11 protein-coding genes are annotated in these 12,170 nt (G+C 39.3%); all 11 read left to right on the forward strand.

Annotation, left to right across the window (positions count from 1 at the left end):
* The first annotated feature begins 73 nt into the window (after positions 1–73).
* Complete coding sequence (gene rfbB / locus ACW689_RS15070; protein ID WP_476292772.1) at positions 74–1,135, forward strand: dTDP-glucose 4,6-dehydratase; 1,062 nt, start codon at positions 74–76, stop codon at positions 1,133–1,135.
* A gap of 2 nt (positions 1,136–1,137) precedes the next feature.
* Complete coding sequence (gene rfbA, locus ACW689_RS15075; protein WP_476292773.1) at positions 1,138–2,013, forward strand: glucose-1-phosphate thymidylyltransferase RfbA; 876 nt, start codon at positions 1,138–1,140, stop codon at positions 2,011–2,013.
* Positions 2,013–2,954, forward strand: a complete 942-nt coding sequence (locus tag ACW689_RS15080; protein ID WP_476292774.1) for a Wzz/FepE/Etk N-terminal domain-containing protein — start codon at positions 2,013–2,015, stop codon at positions 2,952–2,954. The genes rfbA and ACW689_RS15080 overlap by 1 nt, the downstream gene beginning before the upstream one ends.
* 95 nt (positions 2,955–3,049) lie before the next feature.
* A complete protein-coding gene (locus ACW689_RS15085; protein ID WP_476292775.1) occupies positions 3,050–4,240 on the forward strand; it encodes an EpsG family protein in 1,191 nt (396 codons plus the stop codon).
* A gap of 8 nt (positions 4,241–4,248) precedes the next feature.
* Complete coding sequence (locus ACW689_RS15090; protein ID WP_476292776.1) at positions 4,249–5,187, forward strand: glycosyltransferase family 2 protein; 939 nt, start codon at positions 4,249–4,251, stop codon at positions 5,185–5,187.
* 4 nt (positions 5,188–5,191) lie between these two features.
* Positions 5,192–6,697 carry a hypothetical protein gene (locus tag ACW689_RS15095; RefSeq protein ID WP_476292777.1) on the forward strand — a complete coding sequence of 502 codons (1,506 nt, stop codon included), beginning with the start codon at positions 5,192–5,194 and terminating at the stop codon, positions 6,695–6,697.
* Positions 6,694–7,734 (forward strand): glycosyltransferase family 4 protein, encoded by a 1,041-nt coding sequence (locus ACW689_RS15100; protein WP_476292778.1) that lies wholly within the window; start codon positions 6,694–6,696, stop codon positions 7,732–7,734. Before ACW689_RS15095 ends, ACW689_RS15100 begins: the two co-directional genes overlap by 4 nt.
* A gap of 2 nt (positions 7,735–7,736) precedes the next feature.
* Complete coding sequence (locus ACW689_RS15105; RefSeq protein ID WP_476292779.1) at positions 7,737–8,459, forward strand: WecB/TagA/CpsF family glycosyltransferase; 723 nt, start codon at positions 7,737–7,739, stop codon at positions 8,457–8,459.
* 21 nt (positions 8,460–8,480) lie between these two features.
* A complete protein-coding gene (wecC, locus tag ACW689_RS15110; RefSeq protein ID WP_476292780.1) occupies positions 8,481–9,719 on the forward strand; it encodes a UDP-N-acetyl-D-mannosamine dehydrogenase in 1,239 nt (412 codons plus the stop codon).
* Between the two features lie 13 nt (positions 9,720–9,732).
* The gene (gene wecB, locus ACW689_RS15115; protein ID WP_476292781.1) at positions 9,733–10,860 is read left to right on the forward strand and encodes a non-hydrolyzing UDP-N-acetylglucosamine 2-epimerase; all 1,128 of its coding nucleotides are present in this window, start codon (positions 9,733–9,735) and stop codon (positions 10,858–10,860) included.
* Entirely contained in the window at positions 10,857–12,023 is a 1,167-nt protein-coding gene (locus ACW689_RS15120) for a nucleotide sugar dehydrogenase (protein ID WP_476292782.1), read from the forward strand. The genes wecB and ACW689_RS15120 overlap by 4 nt, the downstream gene beginning before the upstream one ends.
* Positions 12,024–12,170: the final 147 nt, after the last annotated feature.

The raw sequence follows: 12,170 nt of genomic DNA on the forward strand, positions 1-12,170 counted from the left end.
GGTACTTAATAGAAAGTTTGCGATAATTGCCAGTTGATTTGTTAATTTGAATTGGTTGAAAAGCAGGAGCAATATGAAAACGGTTTTAGTTACCGGAGGTGCTGGATTCATCGGAAGTGCAGTTGTTCGCCACTTGATTGGCGTAGGGGGATTTCGAGTCGTTAACGTTGATAAGCTTACGTATGCAGGGAATTTAGAGTCGCTGGTGGGCGTAACAGATCACCCAAATTATACTTTTGAACAACACGATATCTGCGACGCGCATCAAATTGAACGAATTTTCAACCAATATCAACCAGATTACGTTATGCATTTAGCGGCTGAATCTCATGTTGATCGTTCAATTGACGGGCCAGGTGAATTTATATTAACGAATATTGTTGGTACCTATACTTTGCTCGAAGCTGCACGACAATATTGGTCTTCGTTAGAAGCACAAAAGCAAGCCGCATTTCGCTTTCACCATATTTCAACTGATGAAGTGTATGGAGATCTTGCTGACTCAGGCGCGCTTTTCACTGAGCTGACTTCGTATGACCCGAGTTCACCATACTCTGCGAGTAAAGCAAGCTCTGATCATCTGGTGAGAGCATGGCAACGAACGTACGGTTTACCTACACTTTTAACAAATTGTTCGAATAATTATGGCCCGTATCATTTTCCAGAAAAGCTAATTCCGCTAATGATTTTAAATGCTTTGGATGGGAAGCCTCTGCCTGTTTATGGTGATGGTGCTCAAATCCGAGATTGGCTATATGTAGAGGATCACGCCAGAGCGCTTGTTACAGTTCTGACCACTGGCAAGGTTGGTGAAACTTACAATATCGGCGGGCATAATGAGAAGAAAAATATAGATGTTGTAAAAACAATTTGTTCTTTGCTAGACGAAAAGGTTGATGATAAACCCAACGGTATAGAAAGTTTTTCAGAGTTGATAACGTATGTGCAGGACAGGCCTGGTCACGATTTGCGTTATGCAATAGATGCTCAGAAAATAGCTCAGGAACTCGGGTGGAAGCCCAGTGAAACTTTTGAAACTGGTATCGAAAAAACGATTGATTGGTACTTGAACAGCCGAGTTTGGTGTGAGCGCGTTCAATCGGGTAGCTATCGCCGTGAAAGGCTAGGAGTGTAGTTGTGAAAGGTATTATTCTTGCCGGTGGTAGTGGTACACGTTTGCACCCTATTACTCAAGGTGTAAGTAAGCAATTACTTCCCGTTTATGATAAGCCGATGATCTATTACCCGTTGTCGGTATTAATGTTGGCGGGCATCCGAGAAATCTTAATCATTACGACCCCTGAAGATCAGGCACAGTTTAAAAAGTTGCTAGGGGATGGTAGTCATTTGGGGATTAACTTAACATTTGAAGAACAGCCCACTCCAGACGGCCTTGCACAGGCTTTTTTGATTGGAGAAGACTTTATTGGTGAAGACAGCGTATGTTTGATCCTAGGTGACAATGTTTTTTATGGTTCGAATTTTTCACCTAAATTACAAAAAGCAGCTCAATTGCAAGATGGTGCGGTTGTATTTGCTTATCAAGTTAATGACCCTGAGCGCTTTGGCGTTGTTGAGGTTGACCAGTCTTTCAATGCTTTATCTATAGAAGAAAAGCCACTGAATCCTAAATCTAACTACGCAGTGACGGGTTTATATTTCTATGACAATAGTGTCGTAGAAAAAGCAAAAGCCATTAAGCCTTCTTCAAGAGGGGAGCTTGAGATCACTTGTCTGAACGAAGCTTACCTAAAAGAAAACATGCTCCGTGTTGAGGTGCTTGGTCGAGGTTTCGCTTGGTTAGATACTGGAACCCATGACAGCTTGATGGAGGCTTCTCAGTTTGTTCATACTGTTGAAAAACGTCAAGGCTTTAAAATCGCTTGTTTGCAAGAAATTGCTTATACAAAAGGCTGGATCAAAAAGGAGCAATTAATTGAGGAAGGGAATAAATTGAGCAAAACAGAATACGGTCAGTATTTGCTTAAAGTTGCACAGGAGCAAAGTAAATAATGGCCCATAATCAATTACAGCAAACTCAAGACACATCGGTTAATTTGCTCCAAATGTGGCTGGTCATTTGGCGTGGTAAAGTATTTATTGCGGCATTTAGTGTACTTGTTTGTGTGTTAGCTGTTACGTATTCTTTGACTCTACCAAATATTTATAAGTCTTCTACTACCCTAGCACCGCAAGACGATAGTGAATCTTCAGCTTTGGCGTCTCTTGGTGGCCAATTAGGTGGTTTAGCCAGTTTTGCAGGGATGAATTTAACAGGTGGTGGAGGGAACACGCTATTACATATAGAAATGCTCAAATCAAAAGATTTTTTGTTTCCTTTCTTTGAGAAATACGGTGTTGGTAAAGCGTTATTCGCTGTCAAAGAATACGATAAGAATACAAAGCAAGTCATTTACAATGACGAAGTTTATGATGTTCAATCAGGGCAGTGGCTTACCGACCCAAATACAAATGAGTCACTTAAGCCGACACCTTATGAAGTGTATGAAAGGTTTGTGAAGTTATTTAATGTTAAACATGACAAAGTCACGAATCTTGTTACCATAGATATCAAAAGCATTAGCCCCCATCAAGCAAAGCATTGGGTTGAGGTAATGGTCGCTGAGCTCAATGAATTAATTCGCACAAAGGAGCTGAGCGAAAAATCTCAAAGCATTGCTTATATTCAGCAACAGCTTGAAAAAACAGATGTTGCTCAGATGAAAAGTGTGTTTTACACCATAATTGAAGAGCAAACAAAGCAAATGTTGCTGGCAGAGGTAAGGAAAGACTTTGCATTTAAAACAATAGAAAGCCCGATTGTTGCGGAAAGAAAAGATAGCCCCAGCCGTGCAGTTATTTGTATCCTTGGAGCAATTTTTGGTGTTTTCTTTAGCGTAGGTTTAGTGCTTATTCGCCATTTTTTAAAAGAGCTTAAGTATGAAAAAGGCTAGCTAAAATGGCGAGTCTAAACTTCTCAAGCGTGCAAAGTATAGCGACGAATAGTAGACATCTCAGTCTACTATTTTTGTCTATAAGCTGGCTTTTTATGCCAATCTTGCTCTGGCTTGCATTGGTGTTAGTTTACGCATCTTCTGAACAGGGAAAAAAACCGGCGAACGTTCTTCCTATTTTGATGAGTTTTTCATTATCGATGCTTATCGCGAGCCGACTTGTAGGTTTTCTTTGGGGAGGCGCGGATGACATGCCTACTTACTTTATGGCATACGAGCGCTATAGTGAGTTTAGCTCAATGCTTTCTACGTCTCTTATTTACGGTAAGCATGCCGATTTATTGTTTGCTCTGTACAGTTGGGCTGTGGCCTCGATAACCAATAATCATTTGTTCCTTTATTACTTGCTGACTTTGTTTTTGACATATCTGTTTATATGGCAATTTTGCAAACAAGTTAATGTAGCTTATCCATTACTATGCTTTGTTTTAATCGTATTATTTTATAAGTTCTTTCAAGCTCAATGGCATCTGATTAGAGCATGTATGGCTATACCTATTTTGCTTTGTGGAGTATGGGTTTCTAAAAGTAATGTTAGAAAAGGGCTGTTGATATTTCTTTTGGGAGGGCTACTGCACTTTTCAACAATGGTGTTAATGCTACCTATTTTCTTGCTGAACAAGAAATTAAACAAAAGATATTCAATATTGCAGTTGGTGGGGTTGTTCACTTTCTTTCTATTTGGGGTCATGATTTTTGTTTTCAGTATTAAACTCTTGGGTGGCATTGTTAACAATTATATGATCAATAAGATTCTGACAAGATTAGTGATTGAGCCTAACTTTTCTAAACTAGCTTCGTTGATAATATTTGTAGTATTTACGCTAGTAAGCATGCCTGCTTACTATCGAAGTAAAAATGATGATCAAGCGGCATTATTTAATATCAGCATTTACTTTTGTGCGATTGGTTTTATAGCCCTTTTCTTTATAGGCGAGGAGCTACATAGAATCATTTTACCTTTGTACTTAGTTTATGCACCGTTATTGATCCATTCGCTGGGGGTTTTCAATCCCTCTTCATTAGTACAGATTTTTCTTATTTCAGTGAAATCTTTTGTAATGCTTTCATTTTCATATGTTGTATTTATCAATGAGAGTGAGTTTTTCTACAAAACTAGGGGTTATTATCACCCAATTGAATTGACTGGTTTTAGTTATTTAAAGCAGTTTCATTTATATGTGAGTGAAGACTTACAATACTATGAAGGCTATAGAACAAAATAGAGTGCGCAATGCAAGAAATAGTAAGTATTATCATTCCAACGTATCGTAGAGCACAAGTCCTCGAAAAAGCGATTGACAGTGTCAAATTACAGTCTTTTAAAGATTGGAAAGTGATTGTTGTAGACGACAATCACCCAGATCACCATCGTGAGCAAACGCAGCAAGTGATGTTAAAATATGAGCTTGACCCACAAGTTATGTATATTCAGCATGAACAAAACCTTGGCGCATGTGCTGCAAGAAACACCGGTTGGAAAGCTGCTCTTGGAGAGTACATTGCGTTTTTAGATGATGATGACGTTTGGCGCTCTGACAAGCTGGAAAAACAAGTAAATCAATTAAAAAGTAACTCTGCGGCTATGTTTTGTTACTGTGATATGTATCTTACTTATCAAGGACTAGAAAAAGAATTTAAATGTTTGCCTGCGGATAATATGTACCAACAGTTATTGGAGCAGGGGTATGGTATCTGTACATCGGCATTGTTGATAAAGCGTCAAGCTCTAGTAGAAGTTGATGGTTTTGATGACTCTCTTCCTAGCATGCAAGACTATGATTTATTGCTTAGATTGGCAAAGCAGTTTGATGGAAAGCATTTACGAGAGCCACTTTTAACCTATCAGCTTGCTGAAGATGGTATCTCATGTAACCCACTTTCTAAGGTGAATGGACATAAAGCGATTTTATGTAAATACAAAACTGAATTTGAATCTTTAAAGCTATTTAAGGGCCTATCTCGGCAATATGAAAGTTTAGGTGATTTTGAGCTGCGCAGTGGGCATCGCCTAAAGAGTGCTGTCAATTACAGTAAGGCGATATCATACTCTGTAATGAATTTAAGGGTTTATACTAAGCTATTAGTTGGTTTTGTGTTGGGGAAAAAGCCCTTGGAATGGTACTTAGCTAGGCGTCAAGCTCGCACTTCTGTTCGCATTCAAGGAGACTAGGACTTTGAGAGGGTTATATTTATGTGCTCAACAAAATGCTATTCCACATACCGAAAAGTTTGTAGCCCAGCATAGTCAGGTATTGCAAATTCCAGAGCTTAATGCCTGTATTATTTACAGCGGTAAAGAATGGCACAAACCGCCTTTTTCCTCTTTAAAAGGGAGCAATCTATATTTATCAGGTTGGTTTATATATAAATCAAAAAGAAACGATCTTGATAGTTTATTAAAAGATTTAAATGACGATGGAGTGCAAGCTTTACGACATATTGAAGCTGGTTCCTTTATCGCATTATGGCAAGTGGAACAACAGCTTTTCGTCATTAATGATCCGTTTGGGCTATCAAGTCATTATATTGATAGAAAAGCCGACGTATTAAGGATCGCGCCAGCTGTGCTCCCTTTACTTGATGGTCACCATGTCGATGCGGATATGCAAAATGTGCTCGATAATAAGTCGCATTTATTTGGTAACTTTACACTCTATGACGGTATTGAACGGTTGGAGCCTGGTAGTGTTACAAGTGTAGAAAAAACGAACAAATATGTGAGTTTGGGTCAAGGCGCTCTGATTGAACTGGAGGGGGTAACAAAAGAAATTAAAAGTTTGTCAGAATATTGGCCCAAATCTCAAAGAATATTGCCGATTAGTAGTGGTATGGACTCTAGATTACTGCTCGCATCGGGTGAATTTGCTTTTGGCTTTACTTATGGGCCTACGGGCAGTCCTGAACGTAAAATCGCGGAACAATATAGAGATCTTTTTATAGAATATTTAGGCTATGAGTACGAAGAAGGTTTTCAGCTATCCGATGAAGCAGAAATCATTAGTGAAATTTCACACGGCTTGTTGAAACCCATCCCAGGCTTGTTGGCCAATTATGATTTTGTTAGCGGAAAATTTTCGGCGGCCAGTGCCTTTTTTGAGGGATACCTTGGGGATGTAATGCAAAGAGGTACTTTTGTGACACCTAAAGGGGTGAAAGGAGAGCTCTTTAAGTTATTTCCATTTGTATTTAAAGTAGGAAAATTCTCGGCTTATCAGCTTTTAAAAGCAAAATATGGTATGTGTAGTGAAAGCGCACAGCAAAGGTTGATGACTGATTTTGAGCAAAAGACATCCCATCTTGAGTTGTCTGATTATCAAAAAGTCACCTTCTATGAATTCTTGTATGGGCGAGGTGGAAGGTATGCCATATTCGGGAGTAATGTGTTAGCTGCACAATGTTTTAGTGTTATTTCTCCATTTGCGACAAATAAAGTATTTTCAGCCTATATTCATCAAGACTTTGCAGATGCTGTTAGCTATAAACTGCTTCGAAGGGTCTGGGAGAAAACTGCAGCTCGTTTCAAAAATAGAAAGGTGGAATCAGGGTACAGCCCGATGACTCACCCTTCGCTCATTCCTGCGATTCAATTGTTTCATCGAATCTTGTTTCATTTGTTACCTTCTAGAGCAAATTATGGAATTCAGCTCCAACGAGATCTAAAAAAGCAGAATAAACAATGATGAAACTGCTCTTACTTTCAAATATGGGGCCAAGTAAGCAGAAGCCAAACTCAGGTCGTTTTGTATATAATCAATACGAGGCTCTGGCAAAGCGGGGCGAAATGGATGTTGACTACTATTACTTAACTCAAGATGAGAAGGGTAAGTTCGCAAGATTATTTCGTTACCCTATTTTCTTTTTTCGATTTCTACTGAAATATCTATTTTCAAAAAAAGTAGACATCATTCATGTCCATTTTTTTTATCCAACGATTTTTTTGGCAATTGCGTATAAGTTATTGCGCAATAGACAGGTAAAGTTGATAACCACGTTTCACGGTAGCGATGTCTACCACTATCAGGTACCTAGTAAGTTGTATCGTTGGTGCTTTACACAAGTTGATCACGCGATATTTGTAAGTGCAAGTTTGTTAAAGAGCTTTGAATCAAACATCTCTACGAAAGAAAAAAAGGTTTCAATTCTAAGCGCCGGTATTTTAGATACTTATCATCCAGCCTCTCATGTCACTCCGAAATATGATTTTATTTTTGTGGGGCACTTAGATAAGAATAAAGGATTTGACCGTTTACAAAAAATTGCAAATAAAGGCGTAAAAATAGCAATTGTAGGCCAGGGGAACCCTTCACAGCTCCTATCACAAAATGGTAATATATGCGCCGATTTTCACGGTGTGTTGCCACCCGAACAACTAGCAAAGTTATACTGCAACTCGCGTTTTCTTCTCAGCCTTTCTAGAAATGAGTCATTTGGATTAGTTATCACTGAAGCGATGGCATCAGGGGTTCCTGTTTTGGCTACTAGAACGGATGGAGCGTCTGTCCAAATTGAGCATGGGGTTAACGGCTTTTTACTCGAGAACAGCGATAGTTGGCTAGAAGAATGTGGCTATGAGTACGTATTAAGTAAACTTAAGCTTAATGAAAATGCATACGCAGCTTTGCAACGGGAAGCTATTAAAACGGCAAGTGAACATCGTCTTGATAAAGTGATCAATAGGTTGATTGAACTTTATTGCGAGCTATTAGTTAAGGGGTAACGGTGAACAGTTCAAACGAGATTACAGTCCGGGGTATACCCGTTTCAGTTTTCGGCTCTATCAAAGATGTTATCGAACGCTCTATCTTAAATGGTGCAAGTGTTATTCCTGGTGTAGCAGTTGCTATTAATCCAGAGAAAATTATTACAGCAGAGCAGGATCCAGAAACTAGACAAGTACTGCTTGATGCAACTTTGAGATACGCCGACGGTATTGGTGTGAGTTATGTTATGGGACGAAAGTTGAACGCGAAAGTTGCGAGGGTTCCGGGATGTGAATTGTGGGTTCAACTTATGGGGTCTGCGGCGTCGCTAGATATTCCTGTATATTTATTAGGTGCTTCCCCCAGTGTTATCGAAGAAACAAAGGCTCGGCTACAACGTTTAGGTGTTAACGTTGTGGGGGCAAAAGACGGCTATTTTGAAAACCGTGAACAAGTTATTACTGATATTCAAAAATCTGGTGCGAAAATAGTTACTGTTGCTTTGGGGTCGCCAAAGCAGGAGAAGTTTATTTTTGAGTGCAGACAGCATGTTCCTGATGCATTTTACATGGGCGTTGGTGGCACTTATGACGTGTACACAGGAAACGTAAAGCGAGCACCAAAGCTTTGGATCAATCTGCATTTAGAATGGTTTTATCGCTTGGTATCGCAGCCATCGAGGCTTTTTCGGCAAGGCAAACTGCTCAAGTTTGTTTATTACTATTTAGCTGGAAAAATTTAACAACAAATTAATAGGTTACATATGTCAATAAAAACCGTTTCGGTAGTAGGTTTAGGTTACATCGGATTACCGACTGCAGCAGTTATCGCATCAAGAGGAATTAATGTAATTGGTGTTGATGTTAATCAAAACACGGTTGATACGATTAACAATGGTGATGTCCATATTGTTGAACCTGATTTAGATATTGTTGTAAGAAGTACAGTGCAAGCGAAAAAGCTTCAAGCGACAACGACCGCGAAGGCTGCTGATGCTTTTCTGGTGGCTGTTCCCACACCATTCAATGCTGATTATCAGGCTGATTTAAGTTATATACGCTCAGCATCAGAAGCGATTGCATCTGTCCTAGAAAAAGGAAACTTAGTTGTACTTGAAAGTACGTCACCTGTTGGTGCGACTGAAAAAATGGCTGAATGGTTGGCAGAGCTAAGACCAGATCTAACTTTCCCACAATCTGCCGGTGATAATGCAGATGTTAAAATCGCGCATTGTCCTGAACGTGTTCTACCCGGTTATGTTCTAAAAGAATTAGTCGAAAATGATCGTGTTATAGGGGGAATGTCTGATGCGTGCACCGAGAAAGCGATTGAGTTGTACCAAATCTTTGTAAAAGGTCAGTGTTTAATTACCAATGCTAGAACGGCTGAAATGGCGAAGTTAACTGAAAACTCGTTTCGAGATGTAAATATCGCATTTGCCAACGAATTGTCGATGATTTGTGACGATTTAAAGATTGATGTTTGGGAACTTATCAAGCTTGCAAATAGACACCCCAGAGTAAACATTTTAAATCCCGGCCCAGGTGTTGGAGGTCATTGCATTGCAGTTGATCCTTGGTTTATTGTCAGTAGTGCTCCTGAAAGAGCAAAGCTAATTAGGCAGGCTAGAGAAGTTAATGATTCTAAACCTCACTATGTTTTTAAACAAATAGTAGATGCAGCAGAGCAATTTAAAAAACCAGTCATTACTTGTTTGGGAATTGCTTTTAAAGCTGACATTGATGACCTCAGAGAAAGCCCTGCGATTGATATTGTAAAAATGTTAGCATCAAAAAATGATTATGAAGTCATTGTTGTTGAACCAAATATTGAAGCAATTCCAAAGGAGCTTGCAGAGTTAGGCGTACGCCTGATGGAGCTTGAAGAGGCTATTTCGGTATCAAATACAGTCGCCGTGCTTGTAGACCATAAAGAATTTAAACATATAGAACCTGAGCAGGTCGCGAAAAAAGTAATTATTGATAGCAGAGGCATTTTTTAAGAAGCTTAAATATATGAAAGTATTAACTGTATTTGGTACGCGCCCAGAAGCAATAAAGATGGCGCCTTTAGTAAAAGAGCTCGCGCGTAGCGAGTATATCGAGTCTAAAGTATGTGTCACAGCACAGCATCGGGAAATGCTGGATCAAGTTTTAAATTTGTTTGAAATAAAACCAGACTATGACTTGGATATAATGCAATCAGGGCAGGATCTCTATGATGTAACGAGTAAAATTTTACTCGGCCTTAGAACGGTACTAGATGACTTTAAACCTGATTGGGTTTTGGTACATGGTGATACAACAACAACTTTATCTGCATCGCTTGCTGCTTTTTACAAGCAAATTAAAGTCGGCCATGTAGAAGCTGGGCTTCGAACAGGTAATATTTTAAGCCCATGGCCAGAAGAAGCAAACCGCACACTAACAGGAAAGCTTGCTGAACTACACTTTGCTCCCACGCAAGCATCGGCACAAAATTTGTTAAACGAACACGTTGCCGCTAACAAGGTCATTGTAACGGGTAACACGGTTGTCGATGCGCTTTTAGATGTAAAAGATAATGTGCTTACTAACGAGGCTTTGCTTGCTAAGTTAGAGGCAAAATTTTCAGACATAACATATCAACCGTATATATTAATAACAGGTCATCGGCGAGAAAGCTTTGGCGGTGGTTTTGAACGTATATGTAGCGCCATTGCTGAACTCGCAAAATTACACCCAAACTTTAATTTCGTCTATCCTGTACACCTGAACCCGAATGTACAGGAGCCAGTAAAGCGTTTATTGCTCGATGTGCCAAATGTAAAACTGATAGAGCCTCAGGATTATCTTCCTTTTGTCTATCTTATGAATAAGGCTTATTTGATTCTGACGGACTCAGGTGGTATTCAAGAAGAGGCTCCATCGCTTGGGAAACCTGTTTTAGTAATGCGTGATACTACAGAGCGGCCTGAAGCAATTAACGCAGGAACGGTTCGACTTGTAGGAACTGATAAAGAGAAGATAGTTGCTTCTGTGTCTGAATTGATTAAAGATACTGATTTGTATAAAAAAATGAGTATGGCCCATAACCCTTACGGTGATGGAAAAGCGAGTCAGAGAATAGTTGCCGCGATTGTAAACACAAGAGAGTTACTATGAAGGTAGTTGTTGTTGGAACTGGTTACGTTGGTTTGTCTAACTCGGTTTTACTGGCACAGTATAACGAGGTTGTCGCACTCGATATTGATGAGGCAAAGGTAAAACTAATTAATGATAAAATTTCGCCGATTGAAGACAAGGAAATTAGTGAATTCTTATCAAGCAAAGAACTTAATTTGCAAGCGACTACAGATAAAAGCTTAGCTTATGCACATGCTGACTTTGTGGTTATTGCAACGCCAACAGATTATGATCCTGAAACAGGGTACTTCAATACCAAAACTGTTGAATCTGTCATCAATGATGTTTTGTCTTATAACCCGCAAGCTGAAATTGTCATCAAATCAACTATACCTGTTGGATTTACTCAACGGGTTAAAAGTGAATTAGGTATTGATAATGTTTTGTTTTCTCCCGAATTTCTCAGGGAGGGTAAGGCATTATTTGATAATTTATATCCTTCTCGAATCATTGTTGGTGAACGTTCCGAAAGAGCTCAAATTTTCGCTAACTTGTTGCAGCAAGGTGCGATTAAAAAAAATATAGATGTGCTATTTACCGATTCTACAGAAGCTGAAGCGATTAAACTTTTTTCAAACACTTACCTAGCTATGCGTGTGGCTTATTTCAATGAGTTAGACACCTATGCTGAAACCCATGGATTAAATACCAAGCAGATCATTGAAGGAGTGTGTTTAGATCCTCGCATTGGCAATCATTATAACAACCCTTCCTTTGGTTATGGTGGCTACTGTTTACCAAAAGACACACAACAGCTTTTGGCAAATTATAAAGATGTGCCAAACAACATCATTCAGGCCATAGTTGATGCAAACACAACAAGAAAAGACTTTATTGCAGAGTCAATTCTCAAGAAAAAGCCGCAAACTGTCGGTATTTACCGATTAATTATGAAGGCGGGATCAGACAACTTTAGAGCATCTTCAATCCAAGGGGTGATGAAGCGCATAAAAGCGAAAGGAATTGAAGTTGTTGTTTATGAGCCCGTACTTGAAGATGAGTATTTTTTTAACTCCAAAGTAGTCTCTGATCTCGACGAGTTTAAATCTTTATGTGATGTCATCGTGTCAAATCGAATGGTTAATGAACTGAACGATGTCGTTGATAAAGTGTATACGCGAGACTTGTTCGGTAATGATTGATTAGTGATTTGTAGCCGTCCCTGTTTTAGTGCTGTTCACTAATGGAATGATGCAGCTGTCCACTTCCCCGTCAGTGAGACACCTGTAAACTAGAGTTTTCTAACTTTGCCCGGTAAGCTGCTGGCGGCAGATCACCGAGACTTTCAT

Source organism: Pseudoalteromonas sp. ABE4_541, from assembly GCF_056312285.1.

Bases quoted from the DNA above. Each gene is read 5' to 3' on its own strand.
- rfbB (WP_476292772.1), top strand. From the start codon at position 74: ATGAAAACGGTTTTAGTTACCGGAGGTGCTGGATTCATCGGAAGTGCA.
- ACW689_RS15080 (WP_476292774.1), top strand. From the start codon at position 2,013: ATGGCCCATAATCAATTACAGCAAACTCAAGACACATCGGTTAATTTG.
- ACW689_RS15085 (WP_476292775.1), top strand. From the start codon at position 3,050: ATGCCAATCTTGCTCTGGCTTGCATTGGTGTTAGTTTACGCATCTTCT.
- ACW689_RS15090 (WP_476292776.1), top strand. From the start codon at position 4,249: ATGCAAGAAATAGTAAGTATTATCATTCCAACGTATCGTAGAGCACAA.
- ACW689_RS15100 (WP_476292778.1), top strand. From the start codon at position 6,694: ATGATGAAACTGCTCTTACTTTCAAATATGGGGCCAAGTAAGCAGAAG.
- wecC (WP_476292780.1), top strand. From the start codon at position 8,481: ATGTCAATAAAAACCGTTTCGGTAGTAGGTTTAGGTTACATCGGATTA.
- wecB (WP_476292781.1), top strand. From the start codon at position 9,733: ATGAAAGTATTAACTGTATTTGGTACGCGCCCAGAAGCAATAAAGATG.
- ACW689_RS15120 (WP_476292782.1), top strand. From the start codon at position 10,857: ATGAAGGTAGTTGTTGTTGGAACTGGTTACGTTGGTTTGTCTAACTCG.